This is a genomic window from Mesoplasma chauliocola (assembly GCF_002290085.1).
In the GTDB taxonomy this organism is placed as follows: domain Bacteria; phylum Bacillota_I; class Bacilli_A; order Mycoplasmatales; family Mycoplasmataceae; genus Mesoplasma; species Mesoplasma chauliocola.
Genome location: NZ_CP023173.1, coordinates 393030 through 416853, shown reverse-complemented (window position 1 = coordinate 416853; position 23824 = coordinate 393030). Strand labels below are relative to the sequence as shown.

The 23824-nt window shown below is 23.7% G+C and carries 20 protein-coding genes; 8 read left to right on the top strand and 12 right to left on the bottom strand.

Annotated elements, in window-relative coordinates; all coding sequences use genetic code 4:
- Nucleotide 1: 1 nt before the first annotated feature.
- Both CK556_RS01815 and CK556_RS01810 read left to right on the top strand, forming a co-directional pair.
- Complete coding sequence (locus CK556_RS01815; RefSeq protein ID WP_027875351.1) at nucleotides 2–1300, top strand: SGNH/GDSL hydrolase family protein; 1299 nt, start codon at nucleotides 2–4, stop codon at nucleotides 1298–1300.
- Nucleotides 1288–3300 (top strand): lipoprotein, encoded by a 2013-nt coding sequence (locus CK556_RS01810; protein WP_027875350.1) that lies wholly within the window; start codon nucleotides 1288–1290, stop codon nucleotides 3298–3300. The genes CK556_RS01815 and CK556_RS01810 overlap by 13 nt, the downstream gene beginning before the upstream one ends.
- Before the next feature lie 63 nt (nucleotides 3301–3363).
- Here CK556_RS01810 and CK556_RS01805 read toward each other — a convergent pair whose 3' ends face one another.
- The 3 genes from CK556_RS01805 to recD2 form a co-directional block, all read right to left on the bottom strand.
- Entirely contained in the window at nucleotides 3364–3951 is a 588-nt protein-coding gene (locus CK556_RS01805) for a hypothetical protein (RefSeq protein ID WP_027875349.1), read from the bottom strand.
- Between the two features lie 302 nt (nucleotides 3952–4253).
- Nucleotides 4254–4886 carry an MFS transporter gene (locus CK556_RS01800; protein WP_027875348.1) on the bottom strand — a complete coding sequence of 211 codons (633 nt, stop codon included), beginning with the start codon at nucleotides 4884–4886 and terminating at the stop codon, nucleotides 4254–4256.
- Entirely contained in the window at nucleotides 4879–7110 is a 2232-nt protein-coding gene (gene recD2, locus CK556_RS01795) for an SF1B family DNA helicase RecD2 (RefSeq protein WP_027875347.1), read from the bottom strand. Before recD2 ends, CK556_RS01800 begins: the two co-directional genes overlap by 8 nt.
- Before the next feature lie 107 nt (nucleotides 7111–7217).
- Here recD2 and CK556_RS01790 point away from each other — a divergent pair, with 107 nt between their 5' ends.
- From CK556_RS01790 to CK556_RS01780, 3 genes are all read left to right on the top strand, one after another.
- Nucleotides 7218–7772 (top strand): hypothetical protein, encoded by a 555-nt coding sequence (locus tag CK556_RS01790; protein ID WP_027875346.1) that lies wholly within the window; start codon nucleotides 7218–7220, stop codon nucleotides 7770–7772.
- A gap of 129 nt (nucleotides 7773–7901) precedes the next feature.
- A complete protein-coding gene (locus CK556_RS01785; protein ID WP_027875345.1) occupies nucleotides 7902–9038 on the top strand; it encodes a DUF1700 domain-containing protein in 1137 nt (378 codons plus the stop codon).
- A 4-nt stretch (nucleotides 9039–9042) separates the two neighbouring features.
- A complete protein-coding gene (locus CK556_RS01780) occupies nucleotides 9043–9360 on the top strand; it encodes a PadR family transcriptional regulator (protein ID WP_027875344.1) in 318 nt (105 codons plus the stop codon).
- A 147-nt stretch (nucleotides 9361–9507) separates the two neighbouring features.
- Here the strand turns inward: CK556_RS01780 and CK556_RS04090 are convergent, their stop codons facing one another.
- From CK556_RS04090 to CK556_RS03975, 4 genes are all read right to left on the bottom strand, one after another.
- Nucleotides 9508–9777, bottom strand: a complete 270-nt coding sequence (locus CK556_RS04090) for a Fic family protein (RefSeq protein ID WP_420845526.1) — start codon at nucleotides 9775–9777, stop codon at nucleotides 9508–9510.
- Between the two features lie 270 nt (nucleotides 9778–10047).
- Complete coding sequence (locus CK556_RS01775) at nucleotides 10048–10275, bottom strand: hypothetical protein (protein ID WP_027875343.1); 228 nt, start codon at nucleotides 10273–10275, stop codon at nucleotides 10048–10050.
- A gap of 188 nt (nucleotides 10276–10463) precedes the next feature.
- Nucleotides 10464–12455 carry a hypothetical protein gene (locus CK556_RS01770; protein WP_095761512.1) on the bottom strand — a complete coding sequence of 664 codons (1992 nt, stop codon included), beginning with the start codon at nucleotides 12453–12455 and terminating at the stop codon, nucleotides 10464–10466.
- Nucleotides 12456–12586: 131 nt separating this feature from the next.
- Nucleotides 12587–12955: an ATP-binding cassette domain-containing protein gene (locus CK556_RS03975; RefSeq protein WP_027875651.1), complete on the bottom strand. Its 369-nt coding sequence runs from the start codon at nucleotides 12953–12955 to the stop codon at nucleotides 12587–12589.
- Between the two features lie 684 nt (nucleotides 12956–13639).
- Here CK556_RS03975 and CK556_RS04070 point away from each other — a divergent pair.
- The 3 genes from CK556_RS04070 (at nucleotide 13640) to CK556_RS01755 (ending at nucleotide 14436) form a co-directional block, all read left to right on the top strand.
- Nucleotides 13640–13771, top strand: coding sequence for a hypothetical protein (locus CK556_RS04070; protein ID WP_276243570.1), 132 nt, complete (start codon nucleotides 13640–13642; stop codon nucleotides 13769–13771).
- 41 nt (nucleotides 13772–13812) lie between these two features.
- Nucleotides 13813–13998 (top strand): hypothetical protein, encoded by a 186-nt coding sequence (locus CK556_RS01760; protein WP_027875652.1) that lies wholly within the window; start codon nucleotides 13813–13815, stop codon nucleotides 13996–13998.
- A gap of 225 nt (nucleotides 13999–14223) precedes the next feature.
- Nucleotides 14224–14436 carry a hypothetical protein gene (locus CK556_RS01755; RefSeq protein ID WP_027875653.1) on the top strand — a complete coding sequence of 71 codons (213 nt, stop codon included), beginning with the start codon at nucleotides 14224–14226 and terminating at the stop codon, nucleotides 14434–14436.
- A 296-nt stretch (nucleotides 14437–14732) separates the two neighbouring features.
- Here the strand turns inward: CK556_RS01755 and CK556_RS01750 are convergent, their stop codons facing one another.
- From CK556_RS01750 to CK556_RS01735, 5 genes are all read right to left on the bottom strand, one after another.
- Nucleotides 14733–15749, bottom strand: a complete 1017-nt coding sequence (locus tag CK556_RS01750) for an alpha/beta hydrolase (protein ID WP_027875654.1) — start codon at nucleotides 15747–15749, stop codon at nucleotides 14733–14735.
- 28 nt (nucleotides 15750–15777) lie between these two features.
- Nucleotides 15778–18495 carry a DEAD/DEAH box helicase family protein gene (locus CK556_RS01745; RefSeq protein ID WP_027875655.1) on the bottom strand — a complete coding sequence of 906 codons (2718 nt, stop codon included), beginning with the start codon at nucleotides 18493–18495 and terminating at the stop codon, nucleotides 15778–15780.
- Between the two features lie 119 nt (nucleotides 18496–18614).
- Nucleotides 18615–18776 (bottom strand): hypothetical protein, encoded by a 162-nt coding sequence (locus CK556_RS03870; RefSeq protein WP_156923133.1) that lies wholly within the window; start codon nucleotides 18774–18776, stop codon nucleotides 18615–18617.
- Nucleotides 18777–19161: 385 nt separating this feature from the next.
- Entirely contained in the window at nucleotides 19162–20730 is a 1569-nt protein-coding gene (locus CK556_RS01740; protein WP_027875656.1) for an AAA family ATPase, read from the bottom strand.
- A 490-nt stretch (nucleotides 20731–21220) separates the two neighbouring features.
- Entirely contained in the window at nucleotides 21221–23794 is a 2574-nt protein-coding gene (locus CK556_RS01735) for an AAA domain-containing protein (RefSeq protein WP_027875657.1), read from the bottom strand.
- Between the last annotated feature and the right edge of the window lie 30 nt (nucleotides 23795–23824).

Here is a 23824-nt window from a genome sequence, read left to right as displayed (position 1 = left end):
TATGAAAAAATTATTATCACTTTTAGCTATGACAGCTTTAATAACACCAATTGTAGCAAACGTTGTTAGTTGTGGCGAAAATGAAGGTTCAGTTAATACAAATCCATTACTAATTGGTAAAAATATTGATAAATCAAAAGCTATTGATGATAGTATGCCTGGTAAATTTGGACTCACTAATTATTATGTAGTTGGAGATAGTTTAAGTGATGTTGATGGAATAACTCATTTAATTGACACTAAATTTTCAAGTCAATATTTATCTTTAAACGTTGAATTAGGTGGAGCTTATGGATATACAACAGAAGAAGGAAAACATTACAATACATTTACAAATGGACCAACAGCTGGTTCTCTTCTTTCAGAAAAACTAGATTTTGGAGAAATGAAACCAAGTAATTGATTATCAAAAAAGAGCGAACAAAATTATGGGAAAAATTACTCAGTTGGTGGAGCAACTGCTGCTAAGATTGATTTACCAACAGGATTGTTATTAAACGATGCTACTGTTGATAAACAAACTGAAGCATTAATTTCACAACATGAAATTAAAAATAACGATTTAGTTTTTTTTGAAATTGGTGGAAACGATTTATTTTCTTTGATCTCATTTTATGGGAATGAAGCAAAACAAGTGGAATTTATGAATGATAGTATTTACAGAATTAGAACAGCTTTTTTTAACTTATTAAATAATGGTGTTAAAAACATTATTTTTATGACTCCACCAAGAATGGATTTTGTGCCAAGATATCAATCAGTTTTTGAAGAGGCTAAAAGTGGTAATGTAAGTGCACAACAGCACGCAGACTTTATTCTTGCTATTTGTGATGAATATTATAACAAGGTAATTAATGTTTTAGAAGAAATTGAGCAATATTACCCTAATCAAATCAAACTATATGATATGTATAAAAAAGCAGATGAATTGGAAGCTGAATTTGATGAACATGTTTTAAAAACAACTGGAAAAAATTCAGTAAAAAGAAAAAGCTATTCTAATACATTGAATTTTGAAGTTGAATTAAATGGTATAAAACAAAATTTTGAAGGTTATTTAAACTTAGATTTATTAACTAATGTCAAAAACATAGCTAACCAGTTTAAAACTGATATTGAATTTGGTAAACAAAATATTTTAAATGTAAAAGTTATGCCAACTAGAGATAATGAAGTAACTGATGAAATTAATAACTATTTCTTTACTGATATTGTTCATCCTACAAAAAAAGTACATGAAATGGTTTCAGATATCCTTTTAGAGTATGCACAGGAGATGAGCAATCTATGAAAAAATTAATAGCTATTTTAGCATCAACAAGTATTATTGCTTCAGCTGCTACAACTGTTGTTGCATGTGGTACAATCAAAGAAATTAAAAATAAAACTGTTTTATACAATGAGCAAGATATTGATATTTTATTAAAGCAAGTTTCAAAAGCTTATTATTTAAATAATAAGCAAACAAATAATTATGATTTTAATTATGTATATCAAAATCAAATTAAAAATAAATTTATCTTAGACTTAGATGTTGAAGCAGAAGTTTCAAATACTAATAATATTACTAAATATGGAAGAATGAATGATATTCAAACAGTTTATTTTGGAGACGAATTAATTAATTCTAATTTAAAAGATAAATCTCAAATTGAAATTCAAAATGGTGACATGCCAAAAAACAAAAATCTTATTATGAATTTGGCAGATATATATCCACACATTATTTGATTATTGAGTAATGGAAAAATCATGAAATTGATGCTTTTTATTGTGGACTTAGGTATAAATATAATGCCGCAATTAATTTCTGATCAAGGACTATTAGATTATGCTGCAGCGTTATTACCAGATGCAAACATCAAGAAATTAGCAGAAGCTTTAAATCCTAGCAAATATGAAGGTTATACAATTGAGCAAGCTTTGGATTCATCAATTATTGATTTTGCTAATGGTTTAAATAGTATTGCAAAAATTGATATAAAACCATATAAGAATTCAACTCCTCAACAAGCTACAGAATGAAAAAATGCTGCTTTAAATGGTGTTACAGTTGCTATGCAAGAATTAACAAAACAACCAAATGTTAACTTGGACATTGTTGATAATTGAGAAGCCCTTTGTGGAATAATTAATTTTGGACGTATGATGTTGATTTATTTAAATGGTTTTGCAAGCACAAGAATAATTGATATAACTGAAAATGGAATTAATAATGAATTAAGTTGAAGAGATTTAGAGGCATATCGTAATATGTCTTATTCAAATCTTACAAATGAATTAGACATTAAAGAATTTGTTAATTATTTGGACCAAGCTTTTAAAAATGAAAATGGTACAGAAATTCAAAACTTACTTAAATTTTTATTTTGAGGAAGAAAGGATTACGAAAAGGCAATAAGAGTCGGTATTTCGCCAATTAATATTGAAGGTTTTATATCAAACTTTACAAATAAAAATTATTCAGAAAAAGGATTAGCTGGAATTTTTAAAGCATTATTAAATGGTGTTTCATCAAGCATGCCAATTGGAAGTTTAATAGTTGGTGGAATGGGTATTTTAAGTTCAAATGCAGATATTGTTTCATCAGCGCTTGAACCTCTTGCTAAACCTGCAATTTTAGCAGCAATACAAGTAGCTAAAGTGGGAAAAATAATTCCAGATAATATTGCAGAGATAGCAACTAATTTAATTAATAAAGGTGTTTTAACTAATCCTTGAACGGTTGGTTGAGAAAATTTATTTAAGGATTTATTCTTTAAAAGAAGAATTTCAGAAAATGAATGAATTAATGTATTAGGTTTACCAGTTAGTGGTAATAATACAATTGCAGGTTTAATAACAAAAACTAATATAGCTATCAAAAAAGATGATTCAGAACTTTTAAAAGTTGACTTTAATAAAGTTTCAAAATTAGTTGCTCAATTAGAAGGTGTAATTGAAATTGCACAAAAAAATCCAAAGGAATTACTTACTAAATTAGGATATGTAAAAAAGCCTAATGAAAAAGATCATTTTATTAAAAAAGAGTCATTTTTTGATTATTTAAATCAGATTTTAAATGATACAAAAGCTGTTCAAGGTATTATGGAAATAATTAAAGAAAAAACGACATTATTTGAAAAACAACAACAAGAATTAAAAACAAAAATTAATGATGAGTTTAAAGAATTGACCATAAGTGAATCTAAAGTTTTAGATCATGATACGTTTCAATATGTAATCAATGACCAAATTATAACTATTAAAATAGGAATCTATAAAAATAAATATTCTATAGTGAGCATAAATTCTAAGTAATCTTAAAATAAAAAAAACCTATTTTAGAAATTAAGGTTTTTTTTATTTTAAGATTGCCTATTACTAATGTATTCTTAGGCTATGTATTTTTAAGTAATAAAGCTCATTATAAAAATCCCAATTTGAACTACTATTTGAATAAGCTGATATTTTTGAAGTAAAAATTAATATGTCAGTGTTATAAGGTCTTTCAACTCTAATTTCCAATGCAAGTTCTCCTTCACCAGCTGCATTACTCACAGTTTTTTGTCTAAAAAGAGTAAAATCAAGTGGATATGTAGGTATAATTAAATCTGCTATATAAAAAGGTCCACTAAATTGATGGTCTTTTTCTACGTAACCTTTTCCTGAAACTTGTGTTTTACTTGAATATTCAACTGTAAGATAATTATTTTCTCTTAAAAGTGCGTTTAATGAAGATGGTGATTGTCATATAAGATTTTGGCCATAAACTTCCTTAGTATCTCTTCCTCCATTACTTGCATTACATCAAATATTTTCCATATCCAATTTACCTTTTGGATCAATAGTTACACCTTCATAATCATTAAATTTTTCTAGTACGTTTTCTGCTTGTTTTATAGTTAACGGTGCAATACTTGTTGTAGAAACACTTGTTACTCCTAACAAACCTGTTAAAATTTTAATCATATTATTATGCCTTTCCTCTTTCACTTCCCACCCGTCCAGCCAATTGTTAAAAGCTAAATACTATAATTTCAAAAATGAATGAAACTTAATTTATTATCCAATTACACATTAATTATAGGACTAATTTCTTTTTTTTACAAAATACAAATTATAAAATTTTAAGCTTTAATAAAACTATGAGTGATTAAGTTGAACTCTTAAAGCAATAAAAAATTATTTTTTTCTTTTTTTATGATTAATTACTGATTATATAGCTTATAAATTTTAACTTTTTATATTCTTTGATCAATAATTTATAATGCTTAATCTTTAAAAGGATTAGAATTTTTGTCTTTGCTTTTTTTAATAGCGTCAACTTTTAAAATTTCTTCAGCCTCTTTTGTTCTTTTTTTGTTAGAATTAACAATTTTTTCAATTTCGCTTTTATCCATTTCTTTATTTTCTTGCAGTATTTTTCTAATTTTTTCTTTTTTTAATTTTTGATTTTGTTCGTACTCTTTTTTTGCTACATAACTTTGATAACCCAATCTGCTAATCATCTCAAATACAGAAGCAGTTACTAAAAATAATAATATAATAGTTAAGAATATGTAAAAAACTACTTTAATATCTACAATAAAATGTGCTGTTATAATAAAAATAAAAGTTAGAATTACAGTTAGTATATATAAACAAAGTGCGCTTAAAAAATAAATTTTTTCTTTTTTCGTCAATTTATATTCATCTTTTTTAATGTCAAAAAATTTAATAAATCAATAAAACGCTAATATTAATGCTCCAACTATAAATAAAACTAATTCAGTTATTAAAAGTCCACTAGTATTACCATTAAATATATTCTTTTGAAAATCAAAAAATTTAATTAGTAAAACACTTAGAAAAAATAAACCTGATGTTGTAGCTAAATATTTTAAATATGTTTCTTTTTTACCCATTTATTTCACTCTTTTCTATTATTGTTTCAATTAGTGTTGTTTTTCTTCTTGGTGGAGTTATTCTGATTGCATCAAAAAATAAATCGCTATCTCCCAAAATAGTTATTTTGTCTTTAGCTCTTGTTATTGCTGTATAGATTAATGTTTTATTTATAAAACCTGTACTATATCTTTGCTGATCGATAACTAATAAAACGTTATTATATTCACTCCCCTGAGTTTTATGCACACTAGTTGCATAAGATAATTTTACATCACTAAAATTTTTAGGTTGTAATAATATTTCTTTATCATTAAAATCTGTTAATACATCTTTTAGTTTTCCAATTGCATTGTAATTAATTTTAATAATCTTTCCAACATCACCATTAGCTAAGTCTAATTCAGTATCATTTTTCAAAAACATGATTTTATCATCAACTACAAATCTGTAATCACCGCGATCATAAACTTTCTTTTTATCTTTTACATTTTCGTTGAATTCATTTTGAATTTGAGCGTTAATTTCATCAATTCCAAGACTTCCTCCGTACATTGGACAAATAACTTGTAAATGATTTGCTTTATTTTTTAAATCTTTTCAATGCTCTCCTACTATTTCAGTAACTTTTTGTAAAATGTTTTGCTTGTTATAGTCAAAATGTATATCAACATTATTTAAATCTTCTAAATCGTTTATTTCAACTGTTTCATTTAATACCTTATAAGCTAAGTCAACAATCCCATTGCCATTTTTTTGACGGTGGACTGTATCAAGTTTTATTACCTTTAAAAAGTTTAATTCTAATAAATCAGCAAAAGTATTTCCATATCCAACACTTGGTAATTGATTTGCATCTCCAACTAATACGACTTTTCTTACTCTGTCACATGATTGAATAAAACTTGCAAATAATTTATTATCAATCATTGAACATTCATCTAATATTACTAGCTTTTGTCTCAATGGATTATGTTGTGTTATTTGAAATTTGCTAAGTTCTTTTGCTTCCAATAATTTATGAATTGTTGTTGCATAAGACTTTTGATAAGTTTCTCTAATTCTTGCTGCTGCTCTTCCTGTTGGTGTTGCTATTGCATAATCTTCAGTACCACTCATACGATTAAATAATTTAACTATTCCTTTAATTAAAGTTGTTTTACCAGTTCCAGGTCCACCAGTAATGATTGACAATTTATTGTTGGCAAATAGTTCTAATGCCTTTTTTTGTTTTTCATCAAATTTAAAATTCTTAATTTTATTTTCAAAAGCTATTTCTTGTTCTATTTGTTCTATTTCATATGAAATGCTCTCGTTATTTGCATTTTTAGTGGTTTCATTAAGCTTAATTATATTATCTGCGATAATTTGCTCTTCTCTTCATGATTCTTCTGTATAAATGCGATTTTTAGTTAATTTTAAAATACCTTTTTCTTTGGCATATAAAATACCTTCTAATAATAAATCAATGTCTTTAATTTTTAATTTACGCATTAGACTTCTTGATAAATAATCTTTGTTTGTATAAGTGTCCCCTGTTGCAAATAAATAGTCATCAGCTAACTTTCAAGCTCAGTAGGCTATTCTCTCTGGTGAATGTAATTCTAATCCAAAATAAACAGCAACTTTATCAAGTTCTTCAAATGAAGCAATTTCTTTATCTTTTGCAAATGATAAAAATGAATTTGAAAAAATGCTTTCAATAATATCATTGTCTTGATCAAAATGATTATCCATTCAATCTAATATAGATGTTTTAAGATTATTTTCAAAAAAGATATATCTTAATCTTTCTTGTCCTTCTTGTCTGATATTATCTTCTATTCCTTTTTTAATAATTGGAATATAAATAGCATTAAGACCTGCTATTTCATTTAATAATTCAATATTATTAACTAATTGCGTAATGGCTTTGTCACCTAAGTGATTTATTATGATTTGAGCTGTTTTTTCTCCTACACCTGGAAATGCAGGACCAGCTAAAAATTTAACTTGTTCTTTAGTTGAATGAATAGGCGCTTTTCGATAAGTTTGAACATTAAAACTTTTGCCATAACGAGGATGTTCTTCAAAATAACCAGTTATTTCATATAGAGTTTTTTTATCCATACTAGTTATTGATCCTTTAATACTCATATGTTGTTTTAAATTATCTTCACTAGCAAATGTACCAGTTCCTCAACCAGCATCATTTGAAAAACCATATTTAACTACATATCCTCTAAAAGTTAATAATTCATTCATCTTCTCACCCTTTATATTTATATATTTTATAACAAATTGTTTTTATTACCATTAATTATTTTTAAGTTAGTTTTAATTGTTGTATTATAAAGATATTGGAGAACACTATGATTGAAATTAAATTTAAAAACCAAGCAGAAATTGATTCATATAATAAATATAAAGAACTTAAAGGTATTGAATATCATCAATATATAGCTAAATACTTAAACACTGATCAATATTCTAAAATAGCTGTTGTCATTCAATATGATCTAAGACTTAAATATATTCTTTATCGTTATATTTGCTTTTTTGAAGAATATATAAGAGCTGTATTAATGAATTGCAATATTAAGGATATAAATTATTTTTTAAATGAAAATACTAGTATGAGTGAAACTCAACAAATATATTATAAACACAAGGACATAATTGAACAGATTTACCCTAGCAAGCCAATTATAGCTAAAAATGACTTTGATAGAATACGAGAATTAAGAAACCAAATTTCCCACTTTAAGCCAATAATTTTAGATAATATAATTGAAAATCAAACTAATATTAACTTTTTATACAAAAATTTAACTAAAAATTATCAAGCAAATTTTAAAAATGAAATTAATTTAATTGGTAATGAAGTTGATCTTTTGGATAAAGTTAAAATTAAATTTGAAAATTAATATTTTTTATTAATCTAATTAATAGAAAAAATCAGAAGGTTTTAAAAATCTTTATTTTTTTCTTGTAGTACTTGATAATATAGAATAGTTGATATAAGATTATGCTTAAGGAAAAGGAAAAAAATATATATGAACAAAAAAGATAAAAAAAATATGGATAAATGGTTAAACATTTTGTCTAAAAAACTTTCAGGTTTAAAATCTTTAGATCGTAAAGATATAATTGAAAATTACAAAGATTTATGAAATGAAGAATTTTCTCAAGGTAAATCAGCAAATGAAATTTTATTAGGATTAAGATCTATAAACGAAATAGCAAAAGAGTTTTATGAAGAATTTGGGATTATTAAAAATCATAAAGGTGAAGTAACAAAAATAAAGATAGTTAATAGTAAAACAGAATCAACAACATCATTTTTTAAAGAAATAAAAGGTTTTTTTATTAAAACATTTGGTTTGCTTTATTCAATAACTGCAATTTTAATATCTATTACTTTATTTTTAACATTTGTAGCTATCATTGTGGCAATTCCTGTTGCTTTAGTTTTAGCATTTATTAATTTTGAATTCTTAGTGGTTTTACCATTGGCGATTGGGGTTATGGGTATTGGTGTAATTGTTTCAATATTCCTCTTTTTTCTAAGTAGCTCCTCTTACTATACTGTAAAAGCAATTTTTTATAAATGATTTACTAAAGAGTCATTAATTAGTAAAGACAAAAAGAAAAATTCAAATAAAATTATGCTATGCATACTTATTATTGCTGGAAGTATGGGAGGAGTTGGAGCGATAACTTCAACTGTTGGTAATGATTCAATCTATGGATCAATTATTTCAGGAAATTACTTAAATAAAAGTGAAAATGAAATTTTTAATTTGGAACAAGCAATATCAGATGTTTTTGATGGTAAAGAAAATGAATTTAATGATAACTCAAATATATACATTGATTTTAATTGATCTTCATCACCTTGATCTATATTTGAAATAAATTATAATCAAGAACTTTTAAACAACACATTAACAATTGAAAAAAACTTTAACTTTAAACAAACTTTAGGAGACCAATTTGTAATTACTCAAAATACTGAAAAAAATTATTGAAATAAAAATACAAATGCAAATGGTGGCTCACTATACTTGAATTTCAATATTTCAGCACCTTGAAATGCTAAATTTCTTTCAATAACACCAATTAAATATAAAATAACTTATAATTTCACAATTAACGGTGTACAAGCAAAAAAAGTTTTTGTAAGATTTTAGTATTATGGATAAAGAATTAAAAAAAGGAATATTAGAAATGCTTGTATTAAATTTTCTTTCACAAAGAAACTTTTACGCATACGAATTAAATAGAAAACTTAATGAAGTTGTTGAAACTAATGAGTCAACTACCTATGCAATTTTCAAGAAGCTAGTTGATAAAGGTTTTTGTAAACACTACTTTGAAGAATCAACAACAGGGCCAATGAGAAAATGTTATAAAATAACAAAGCTAGGCCTAGAGCATTTAGAAGTATTAAAGAAATCTTGAATGGAAATATCAAAAAAGGTAACTTTACTAATAGATGATAAAAAAATGTAAGGTAAAATATAGGAATACCAAAATAAAATAAGTATTAAATAATATATTATAAAAGATGCAAAATTGCGTCTTTTTTTGACTTTATTGAATTTAAAAATACTAATAGTAATCTTTTACATAAAAATAACTTAAGTTAAAATGTTTAAGTTATTTTAAGTTCTTTATTTGATCTTTGATAAAGTTAAATATGTTATTATATTTTTCATATTTAAAATTAATATATAAGTCATTTAGCATTAAATTAAACTTATCAATGTTAGTTTCGTCTAACAAAATAAATTTATAAAAGTTCTCCAATAATATTTTATTAGCGATTAAAAATACAGTTCTTTTATTTCCGTCAAAGAAAACTTGTTGAGTAATTATAAATAATAGTATGTGCGCTGCTATTTCTTCAGAAGTACTAGCTTGGTTTAAAAGTTTATTTAACTTTTAATCAATTCTCTATTCACTTAAGAATTTAGATTCCTTTTCAACACCTTTAACATAAATATTTTTATTTCTAAAAACTCCGGGAAGCAATGTTTTATTTTCTGTATGAGTTTATTAAGTTCTTTTATAAAAACAGATTTATTTGGTTTAAAAAGATTTTATATTACTTTTGAAGCAGCTTTTCACATATTAATTATGATTATGTTTTCAAATTCATCAAAATCGCTATTATGATTATAACAATTAACCTATTTCTTAACTTGTATTTGGTATTCGGCTAATACTATTTATAATCGTTTTATTATTATAAATAGTCCCTTTCTTTAATAAAGAGTGTAATGACTCTATAACAACATTAACATAACAAACACCTGTTCTACCCATAGAAATAACAATGTTGTTTTTATTTGCTATATTTTGATATTGAACTCCTCTATCAGAGTGTAAAATTACCCCGTTTATATTTATACAATCTCTTTTCATTTTTTAAAAATGTTTTTTTTCTCTAGTAGTCATTTTTATTTTCATTTATTTTCTTTCTAGTCTTCTAAAAAGAGAATAAAAAAAAGCATAGTTCATACTATGCTGTTACAAATATTATAAAATCTAAAACTAGAATATTTTTTCATTACTTAGCTTCTTTTAAACTTTTTGTGAAAATTTTATTATTTCTAACCTCTTTCAATAAAAGTATATCTACCTAATGTTCTAAAGTCTCATGATGCATTGTAATCTGCGAATTTAAACTCAATTAAGTTTGATGAAATTCCGAATTGAAGGCTTCCATTATCGTTAACAGACATTGTTAAACCTTTCTTTAACAATGAATCATAAGAACCTATATAATTTTCGTCAGCAATTGATACTTGTCTAGTTGATGTAGGTCTACTTCCTTCTTTTGAGTATGTAAAGTTCATGTATGTAATACCTCACATTTCATTAATTAGGTTTTGTTCTTTAATTTGTTGAGCTTCTACTCCAGTATTTAAACTCAATGCATTTGCAAAATTATTTCCATTAATTTGTCCATTCATTGCTCCTGTTTCTTTTCAGTAATCTCAAATATTGAAATCTGTTCCATCTTCCTTTTTAACACCAGTTTCACCTGACATTTTAAATTTATTTCTTTTTTGATTTTCAGCAGCATCTGGTGATAATCATATATCACTTTCAGAAATTCCATAGAAATTATGCAATGTATTTAACATTTGTTCAATTCCTTCATAGTATGCACTAAATATTTTTGAGTTAGTTGTACTTGTTGTTTCAACTAAAGCTGTTGAAGAATTGTCAATAGCAATTGAATATGTAAAACCAACATCACTTAATCTTTGAGAATAACCATTTGGTAATGATATAGTTAAACCTTTGATTGTAACTATCTCACTTGAAACTGACATCGATAATAAATCTCTTGTTCTATCGTTTTCTTCAACTTTTGAATTTTCAGTTCTGCTTTCATAAGCGCTTGTAATTTTTGGGGCATATTTATCTAAAGTGTTAGTTCATTCACTTTCTAATGCTTCATAAATTACTTTATCTCCTTGAACTAATTGACCATTCAATGTAATAGGGAAATCTTTTTTTACTTTACCAAAAAATGAATTTCATTCTGGTCATGCATTGTGATCAAAGCTCATTTTAATCTGTTCTAAACTATTAAGATGGCTAGTTTGTTCAGTTCTTATAATATCATTTGGATTGTAATATGCAACGTTAATGCTGTTTAAAACAGCTGTTCCATTTGTGAAATATTTTGCTTTAATCATTGATGGTATTTTTTTAGCTAATGTTTGATTATATTTGTCAATAGCTGAGTTATATAAATTAGTATTTCCTGCTAACATGTCTTGTGTTTTTAAGTTTGGTTCTAAAGCTTTTAATGTATTATAGTCAACAAAAACATCAGAACTTGCTTCTTTTAACAAGTCACCCGCTAATTCATTGTTTATTTTATTGATTGAAGCAATAATTTCTCCATCATCTGAAACAGTAATAACTATTGCTCCTGTTACTTTTTTAGTAACAGTTGCTTGTTCAGCATCTTTGTATCTATAAGTTGATGAAAATTCTAGACTAACACTTGAAATAAATCCTTCACCTGTTTCTGTAGTATTACCATAAGTCATTTCAGCATTTTTATAGTCAAAAATAATATCATCAATTCATTTTGAACCAAAACTTCCAATTAAAACTTGGTATGTTGAAATACTAATTTGATTTCTTAAATTAGCAATCGCTTGTGCTGGACTTAAAAGTGAATTCACATTACTTTCTAAATCTGATTTTTGTTTGTCTGTTAGAACATCATAAAATCTTACTGCTTCTCCCTCTGCATCAGTTGAATATTGTTCAATCTCTTCTCCACCATTTGAAGAAGCAGCTTCGTAAATTTGCTTTAAATTATCTTCTAGAAAAAAGCTTAAACCAATTGATTGAGCTTCAGAGTCTACTATTGCAGATCTAGAAGCCATTGGTGTTGATACAACAGTTGTGAATTTTGAATTAACTTCTGCTTCAAACTGTCTAATCAACTGTCTTATAATTTCTTTTTCATCTGGAACAGTTGGTGGAACAACAGGATCTGTACCACATGCAACTACTCCCATTGCTGAAGTTCCTACAACAGCTAGTGATGACAATGCTAATAATAATTTTTTCATATTTTACTTCCTTTTCTTTTTAGTTTTTGTTATATTTTTATTTTTAAAAATCGATTTTTTTAAATTTAAATAATGCTATTGAAAAACTCAATGAGTTAACTGAAAATAATATTGCTAAATAATATCAAGGTTTAAGATACCTTGAAGTTGTATTTTTCAATCATATTAGTAGAAGTTAGTTTTATATCATATTCTGGATATCTTAAAAACAAATTCTTTTGATCTTCTATATAAAATCCTAGATTTTTGGTATAAACCATTCACAACCCACTATATAAGTTAAAATATGATAAGGTATGCATCATATTTCTACCTTTTTCACAGTTATTTCAGTCTCCTGAAGTTTTAGATAATCTCAATTGAACTACTTTTTTTCTTTCCTTACCATTTATGTAAATATTTCCATCATAGTTTAAAGTATCTCGAAGCAGTAAGTTTAATAACACACTTTTACCTGATCTACTACTTCCTAATATTGCTGTTACTTTTCCTTTTTTCAATATTAAAAGAAAATGGCGCAATTATTTATGTCTTTGAATTTTTATGAAATTTATCTACAACCACAGCATTATTATTTTGACTAAATTAATAATGGCTTACTTGAATTTTGATATATTTTTTCCATTTTTTCTTCTTAATCATTTTTTAGTTGATATTTTTAAAAAATAGCTTACATAAAATAATATGCAATCAGCATTAAAAAAAATAAATGCACTTTTAAATGACTTTTAACTCTTAATTTTTTAAAAAAAAGAATAAATTTCTGAACAAATAAAGTTAAAAAAATAAATATAAATTTTCAATATCCATTTTTAATTTTTTTTTTAATATTTTCTTTAAATTTTCTTTATTTTTTTTTTAATCCTTCCTTTAAGTTTATATTGATACACATTTAATCAACATTTTTTGAAAAACTTCAAATAATAGCTATTTTATTTTTTTTTCAGCCATGCCAAATAATTAGTAGTTAATTTCTTAAATTGTTAATTTAACTATCTCATCTAAAATCCTTATTCCAATAACTTTGATTAAAAAGGTTTATACATTTTTTTAATTTATATGGAAGTGAGAAAGCAATTGAAAAATATTGTAAATTTACCAATTTAAAGCTTAATTCTTACGGAAGTAAAACAAATTTAAGAACAAGAATAAGAGATAAATTAATTTTAGTAGACAATTATGGTATGAAAACATTAAAAAGAAAACAAGGTTCAGGTGGAACAAGTAGCAAACCGTTAAGAGATGATTCAGATATCCATCAATTATTGATAAATTCAATGACAAATAACTTAAAGAAATTGCTGAATTATGAATAAAAGAACAAAGATATAAAAAACAAGAAGGAAATAAAAATAAAATGAAACAAGTAAAAAGTCTTTCTATTTCGTTAAAAGATTCAATTTTAAAAATACATAGAAGAACATTTTATAAAAAACCGAAAACCAAAAATTATAAATATGATTTTGCTAAAAAATACTTGAAAGTATTTTTAACGAAAACAAAAGAATTTTTGGATGTGAGCGAATATATCAAATTTTATTAATTAATTTTTAATATTTATTTAAACCAAGAAGTTTGAGACATTATATGAATAAATGAAATTTAAAAAACACATGCACGAATTAGATAGAAAAAGTGAGAAAAAAGTACAAATATAAAATTCAAAGATCTTGTAAAACGCAATTATAAACCTTTAGAAAATAACATTATATCTATAGATATTTCTTATATACCCGCCAAAAGTAAAAATAACAATGTTTATTTATAAGTGACTATAAGTCATAAAACTAAAAAAATAGAAGATTGAATTATTTCAGAAATTTATGATATTAATCTAGTAGTTGATAATTTAAAACAAATAAATAAAACAAATTATTTTTGTCGTTCAGATCATTGGTCTCAATATTGAACTTTTGAAGTTCAAAATATTTTAAATAAAAATTGCTCAAAACTTCTATGATTAGAATCAGGAATTCTTTAGACAATAGAAAAATAGAATATTTTTTGGTTGTTTAAAAGCTGAATATTTAAATAAAATAAAAACTTTTACTATGAAATTAAATAAAACTAAAAAGCATGTCTCATGATATATAAATTGATACAATAATTAAAGAATTTAAAGTATATTAAAATGAAAAACGCCAGCTCAAGCTGACGTTAACAATTAAACTAAAGTTTAGAAAAAAATCCATGTTTATTTTGTATGATAAATATATTTTTACAAGTATACAAAATGTTTTTTATTTTATATTTACTATTTTGGTAGCAGTCTAAAACTTACTTTTTTTTCATATATTTATTAACAAAATCTAATGTTAGTTTTGCATATTCTTTTTGATTATCAACTATAGACATACTATGTTCTGCATTATCAAATATTTTTAATTCATTATTGCTACTTGTTTTTGACTTTTCGTAGTACATAACAATTGAGTTATTATAATCAATAAATGAATCTTTCTTACCATGTATAAATAAAACAGGTAATTCATCAAAAGTATTCAAATTTACTTGTAAATTCATTTCATCTAAATCTGTTTTAGAATGTTTTTTAAAATAACTATTTATTTTGAAAGAAGCTATTCATCAAGGCAGTAATTTAAAGTATTTTTTTAAGAAAAATCTTATTTGTTCTACTGGATTTGTCAAGCTACAATCAGAGATTAATCAGTCAATCTGATTTACATGATAATATTGTTGCGCTCAGTAAATAGCTGTAGCAGCTCCCATACTTACACCCAAAACCCCTATTTCTTCAACACTCTTATTATTTTTAACTCAATCAATTACTTCATTTAACACTTTTGAATTAGTTAAACCTAAATCTGAGTACTTTCCATATGTTTCACCATGTGCATATGCATCAAAAGAAATTATATTATATCCTTTTTTATAAAAATGAATACTATTTCTCAAACCAATGTATTTATTTCGCTTAAATCCATGTAAAGATACAACTCATTTGTTAGAATCATTTTTTAAAATTAAACAACTTATCTTTTTGTCCTTTTTTCCAATTTCAAATATTTCAATTTGTTTTTTTGTTAATTTCATATTTTTTAAATTTTTTTGTTTAATATCTCTTAAATAATGCTCAAGATTATTAACTTGTAAACCCTCTTCGTCTAATCCTACTCTTGGGTATTTAAATAAATATGGGTTAAAAAACTTAGTCAATATAAAACTCACAATTAAAACTATAGGAAATAAAATTATTGTTCCTATTACTTTTAAAAAAGTGTACTTATATTTTTTTAATTCTTTTTTAGCCTTTTTAAATTCTTTTTCGTTCATATCCGCTTTTCCTTTAAATTAATTTTACTTATTTTATTTCAAATTTCACTGTTAGATAATCCTCATTTATCATTTCTTTAAAATCACCAATTCCCACAAACTTATAAAGTTTTAAGAATAAATTTTTTTTATCATAATTTTGCTTATCATTTATAAATAAGTATTTCTTAATATTATCATTTTTAAAATCATTAACAATCTTATGTCCAATATTCATTTTTTCTGGTAGTGACCAATAGAATATTTTTTCTTCCTTTTGATACTTAGTTTTTTTACCATAATTTTTACTATCTTCATCAGCTAGTATTATTTGCTTTGAGTTATCAAATGTTAAATATCCTGCTTGAAATGTTAATATTTTTAATTTATCACGATAATGTAAAAAGTTTGTTCTGTTTACAATTGATAGTACTTGTTTAACAGTATAAGTAGATTCTAATGTTAATAATTTTTCTACTTCTTGTTCGAAAATTAAAGTTTCATTTTCAAGTTTATGTTTAAGAATCATTATTAATTCTTCAACAATAAGCTTATTATTCATTATAAAGTGGTCAACAAGATCATCAATATTTAAATAATTAGGATAAAGTTCTAAAAATCTATTCATATTTGTAACTTCATATAAACATGAGGTTATAAGCAAATTATCCATATCTAAATCAATCTCTTCTTTTCTTAATTGTAAAGAAAGTCTTTTATAAAAATAATTAATAATTTTATAATTATCCAAAAATAAGAATTGCTTTAAAATATTTTTATTTCTAAGTGTGTCATTTTCACTATTTTTAAATGATTTTATTTGTTTTGCTGTTGTGATAAACAAATTATCTAAATTATTATAAAAGTCTAAAATTGACAATTCATAATTAATAAGAATTTTACTTAAAGCATTCTCTTTATACTTTTTATAATACTCAATTATATGACTTTTAATTGAATTTTTATTCAAGTATCATTTTTTAAAACTGTTAATTATGATTTCTTCAGTACGCTTTTCTAAGTTAATTGTGCAATTATATGGCAATCCTTCTTTTTCACTAATTGCCTTAACACTTTTTATAATCGGATTAAATAAATTTCTAATTCCTAATGTTATGTCGTACTTATTATCAATATTTGAAATTAAATCATAAACTTCTAACTTATTTTTTAATTCAGTTTTTCTTAAGCCTCTACCTAATTGTTGTAGATATACTGTTTTTGAATTAGTTGGTCTTAGTAAAATGATTGTATTAATTTCTGGTATATCAATACCCTCATTAAAAATATTCACAACACATAAGTAGTTAATACGTCCAGTCGCAAATTCATAAAGAATTCTTTTACGGTCTTTATTATTTTGCGAAGTTAATCAATCTGCTTTTAAATTCATAGATTTTAAATAATTTGCAATGTTAATTGCGTGCTCAACTGTTACACAAAATATTAAAGCTGTTGGTCTTGCAAAAACGCCTATATATTTTTCAATTGTCTTATATAACAATTCATTTCTTGATTCAGTGTTAATAACTTTAAATATTTCTTTATCTGAATTTAAATCAACTCCTTGTAAATTAGTATTAGTATCATCTATACAATAATAATCAAAAGGACATAATAGTTTTTGATCAATAGCATCTCATAGTCTTAATTCAGTAGCATATTCATCATCAAAATATGCTTTAATATCTTTATTGTCTTCTCTTTCTGGAGTTGCTGTTAAACCTAAAATTTGTTGAGGTTTAAAATAATTAAATACTTTATCAAAAGTATTTGCTGCTATATGATGAGCTTCATCATATACAATAATATCAAAATCATCTGGGGAAAATTTTTCTAATCTAGTTGATAAAGTTTGAATTGTTGCAAATAAATGAGTCGGTTTATCACTATTAATACTTTGATCATACATAACTTCACCAAATTCATTATTCTCAAGCACATGACGATAAGTTTTGATTGCTTGATCAACTATTTCTCTTTGATGAGCTAAAAACAGGATTTTAAGGTCCTTTTTAGCTTGTTCTGCTTGTCTTTTGTAATCGAATGCAGAAACTAGTGTTTTTCCTGTTCCTGTGGCCATTATTACTAAGTTCTTATTTTTATTAATATGTCTTCGATAACTTAGTTTATCAATAATTTCTTTTTGAAATTTATATAAGTATTTTTTAGTTAAATTATTTGATAATAATTCTATTTTTGATTGAACTATAGCTTGCTGATTTTCTTTTATTTTCTGAATTAATAAATCTCTTTGAAATTCATCAGAAAAATCAACAAATTCTTCATTTCATAAATTATCAAATTCTTCAATCATTTCATTTATTAATTCTTTATTATTTTTTTCTGTTAATTTAATGTTTCATTCCCTTCCTGAAATCATTCCTTTAACAGTTAAATTAGATGAACCCATAATAGCACTTGAAAATTCATGATCTCGTTTAAAGATTGAAGCTTTAATATGAATTCTTTCACTAGTTCTTTCTAAATTATCTTCTATTTTAATTTTGATATTAGAGTACTTATCAGCTAATAGTTTTAATTCATTTAAGTTATTATATTGAGATAGATCATCAAATGTTGTTGATATGATTTTAATTTTAATATTATTTTTGTAACAGAATTCAAAAGTAGGAGCTATTTTGTTAAGAATACTTTTAGATATAAAAGGATAAATTAAATAAACTTCATTAGAAGTTAATATCTCATTATTTATTTCTTCTAATAATTTTTGTTCATCTTTATTTGTGAATAGTTTTTCTTTCATAATTTTATTCCTTTTAAAATATTTTCTCATAGTTAATAAATATATAAAATAAAAAAACAGATTCTTTTAGAAACTGTTTTTTAGAATTGTTTTTTTAATTAATGAAGCTATTTCTAATCTTAAAAAATAATATCATTAGCTGCTTTTTGATATTCATCATTATAAAAAATTGTTGAATATTGTTTTTCTGTTTTCGAATCATAGTATGTATAAATATATTTATCAAGATAAATATTATTGCTTTCACCATTAACTTTTGAATCTTTTAAAATTGAGTTCATTGCATCATTTTCTGTTGGAAAATATATTTCTGTTTTTGTAATTTTATTAAAAACTTTATAAATTTTTATTTTCCAATTTTAAACTACTTTTAAAAATTATAATCTCTGTCACATTTTTATTAAAATCATCTGACTTACTATGATTTTTTAAATATAAAGTTTTGAAAATTCTTTTTATATCTACTTATATCTAAATTTTTATTAATAATAACACTTATATTTTATAAATGTTTCTTCTAAATTATTTAAGATTTTTTCTTCTTTTAAATAATTTCAATTGATTATAAAATAAAGTTTTTAATTAATATTTTACGGATATTTTAAGAACTGATTTATTTAAAACGGCTTTACGAGTAGTAATTAATTCAATTTCGCCTTTGCTAAGTTATACTTCTTCCCTTATTATATCCAATACTTCTTTTGAAATGTAAATCTTTTGATTGTCTTCTAACATTTCTTCTATTTCATTTAACGTTTGCACATTTTTGATTATACTACTGATATCAGAGATTATAAAATCTTCTTTTTCATTCATTAAACAATAATGAACATTTTCTATTTTTTTATTAATTTTTGCTTTTAAAATTGCTATGTCATCATTTAAAGTTGATTCTAAAATAATTACTCTTTTTTTACCTAAATTACTTATGAATTCATGGTTATCAAGTGTTTTTTTTGCCAAAACTAGGAATGAAGAAGACACTTCCTCATTTTTTAAATTATTTTTTTCAGATATTTTTAAACTTCCATCTTCTTCTTTACTCACTATATAAAAATTACATACTTCATTATTTAATTCTATTAAAAACGGTGAATGAGTGGAAATGATTAAATAAATATTGCTGTCTTTTATTCTTTCTTTAATATAGTCAAGCAATTGAAATTGTATTAAAGGATGTATATTTTTATCTAGCTCATCAGCAATTAATATTATTTTTTCATTATTATATTTTGAATACTCAAGAGCATATTCAAACTTTTTAATAAAATGTAAAATAGATTTAAATCCATCAGAGTTTGATTTTAATTCTGTTGGTTCACCAAATTTTACTTTTTTATCAAAATTAATAGATAAAGTAATAGATGTTTGATTTATTGAAAAATTTGGTGTTCCATATAACTGGAAAAAATCAAAAATACTTATTATTTTTTCATTTGCTCAATCTATAATTCTTTTTTTTGAAATCTCACTTTTGTTCGTGTCCAAACTACTATTGCTAGCCATTTTGTAAATATTTTTTGCTTCTTGCAATGCTTTATAACCTATGAAGTACAATAATTCTATTATCTTTTTAGACTTATCAGGATCATTCAGGTCCATTATGTCAGTTTTATGTTGTAAGTCAAATTCATTTGATGCACTATCTATAAAAAATATACTTATTTGCTTACTAAAAATTTCTCTTATATTTATTATGCATTCTAAAATTGGTATTATAACTAATTTATTAGGAAGGCTTTTATTAGCAATGGCCTTTTCTATATTATCGAAATTTGGATAATATCTATTATTTTCAAAAGTAAAATATTTATCTCCAATAATATCGCTTTTTTTATTAAAAATTTCTTCATATATTATGTATAAAGAATCGCTATCTTGAATAATTCCTTTTTGATTTTTAATATTTGTGGAAATTAAATCGATATTTGACATAAATGTCACTGGGATTTTTATTTTCTTCAATTCTTCAATAACATCACCCTTTTCTTTTTCAGACAATTCATATTCAATTTTTACTGATTTTGTTTCAATTAATTCTTGTTCATTACCTTCAAAGTTTGAAGTTACTTGTACATCTGAATTATCTATACTTTTTTTAAAATAATTAATACCTTGCAATAAATTAGATTTACCTACACCATTACTTCCGATTAATGTATTTATTTTCTTTGAATCAATTTCTATAGTTGTGGGATTAATTATATTTTTAAAACCATGTATTGTTATTTTCATTTTGCATATCCTCTTTTCTTATTTATTAAAATAATTATAATATAGTTCATTCTTGATTAAAAGTAAAAAAAAACTAGATTAATTAATCATTATAAATTAAATTAATAATTAGTTTTTAAGTTATTTTTGAATTGATGATCAATCACCAACAAATATTTTACTAAAATCATATTGATTTAAGTATCATAGACCATGAGTTAATAAAGATTTATTAACTTCTTTTCCATGTAATGATTTTCCTCAATCATCATTAATTGATTACATTGATAAATAAGCAAGTCCTTTTTCTTGTGCTCAGTTATATAGTACTTTAGCTTTTTCATCACTAAACACAACTTCAACTGTATCATTAACCCAATCATTGGAGTTGCACCGATTAAACTATATAATTCATTTTCATTAACTGATTCTTTAAAATTGATCTTTTTTTAAATTAATTAACATATTATCAATAGTTTTTTTATTTCATTATTATATTATATCTTTCATTTTATTCCTTTTCTTTGATTTTAAAAAGTTCATTTTTTATATTTGATTTTATGTTTTCTGTTGTTGCTGTTGAAATTCTAATAATTGGAATATTCTGGATTTTTAGAGCTTTATCTTTTATTTCATCCCTTCATACTTGTTTTTGTCTTTTATGAAATGTTAAACCATCTACTTCAATAACCAAAACAGGCTTATGACTAAATTTATCATAAACTAAAAAATCTACATGAGCTCAATGATGTTTTAAAAATTTTAATTCTTTTTCATTAAATTTTTTTGAATCAATTGCGTCAGGAACTAATAAGCTAAGTTTTTTAAATAAAGTTATGTCTAAGTGCTGATAATGTTCTTCTTTAATAATTTCTTCTAAAATATTATGTACAATAATTTCACTTGGCTGACTTGTACAATCACTATGAGATAATTTATATTCTTTTATTGCGTTTAAAAGATCATTATTAAACTCTTTTGATAACATATAAAATTCTGAATTTTTAGCAATATTATTAATTGTGTCAGGATAATTATATTTAATGTATTTTAGCAAATCTTTTATATCATTATCTGGTGTTTCTTCAAGATTACCAGCATGTACTAGTATAAATTTATTTTTAGCTCTTGAAACAGCAACATTAATAAGTTGTGAATTAGAAACAAAGTCTGATCTACCTTCAATTTTTGCTTTGGTAACAGCAAATAATATATTATCCTTTTCCTGTCCTTGAAATTTATGAATTGTATCAGCCAATATTTTTTCAGATCCAACTTGACTTGAAAGTAAATTTGCTTGATTTCTAAAAGGGGTTATAATGCCGATATCACTAATATTATTATTTACTAAGTAGTTTTTAATATTTTGAATTTCTTTTTTACTTGTTTTATTAGTATCATTGTAATAAAGTGACTCACCAGCTATTGTCTCAAATGGATTGGTCTTGTCTTTTTCTTCAGTCATAATTATAAGTTGGTTATCATAGTATTTTTCATTGCAAAATCCAATTATTCCAGGATGGCATCTATAATGTTCTCTTAATAATTGAGTTGGTATTTTGTCTTTGTATATTGTTAATAATGATTTTAAAATATTATTTCCATAATATTCATATCCTGAATCTATATTATATATATTCATATCAAAATATTTTTTAAAGATTTTATTATCTACTTGTGGAAGTTGTTTTAAGTCTCCAACAACTATAATATTTTTTGCACATGCCATTGCTCCTATACAAGCAAGCATATCTGTTTGAGAAGCTTCATCAATAATTAAATAATCATATAATACGGAATTATTTTTAGAGTTCATTAGAGAATATATAGTACTCAATACAATAGGACGTTTTTTTATAAATTTATTAAATTCATTAATTCTAATAATTTTTCTAAAATCTTCACTGCTTAAATTTATTTTTTCATCCAACATATTATTTTTATAAATTTTTGTAAACAAAATTTCTTTAGAAAGTCTAACAAGTTTTTCAATCTGATTTTTTTCAACTTTTTTTAAATATTTTTCATCTATTTTAATAGTTAGTTTAATTTGATTTATTTTTTTGTTGAGAATGTGAAAATATAGTTCTGAAATAAAATCCGTTTCAAAAAAAGATTTTTTAATTCCTAAAAATATTCGTGTTTTAAATTTAAATCATCATGAAATTTTTTCTTTACTGTACATTTTTAAATCTATATGAAGTTTCTTAATTTTTTCTAGTGATAATTTAAGTAATTTTTTATCATTTTTAGATTGCAAGTTAACATTAAACGCAAAAAGTTCTTTTTCTTTTACTAATTTGTTAAGTCTGTTTTTATTTTCCAAAATTCTTTCGGTAACTTTTTGAACTTCTTCAATTTCGTTTATTAATTGTTTAATTTTTAATTTATTTTTTTGGAAATTTTCATTATTTATTCAAAAGTTAGAATTTTCAAAAACTTCTTTTCACTCTTCTTGAGCCTGATTTAATATTCTTAAATTTTCATCAGAAAAATATTTAATATTATTTTCTTTTTTTCCTAAAAAACTTGCTAAAAATCATAAATCATCAAGAAAATTTTCTTTTTTACCTTCACTTGTTATTTTTGATTTTAATTTTTCAAAGACATTTTCAATAGCAGCATTATTGTTTGAAACAACAGCAACTGTTTTATTTTCAATTATAACATTAGCAATAATATTTAATATTGTTTGTGTTTTTCCTGTTCCAGGTGGTCCTTGAATGATAGAAATATTAGACTTAAATGAATTTTCTACCGCTTTTTTTTGGCTATTATTAATACCAAACGGGTAAATATATGTTTTTTCATTTCAATTGTTGTTTTTTTTGTTTTTTCCATTTAAAAAATAATAAAGAACAGAATCTTTATTTAGATTTTCATATGTTCCCTTTAAAGTCATATTTAAAAAATAAATAATAGATGAATAAGGACTTCTATTGTTTTCTTCCGATCTTTGAATTTTATTATCATTATTTTCCCATTGTTCTTGTAAATCAAATTTAATATCATATTTCTCAACAATAGTTGACAAATCATTCGATATTTTTAATCAAATTTTAAAATTATTTTTACCGTTCTGCATATTTCCTCTTTTTTAATATTATATACTGGC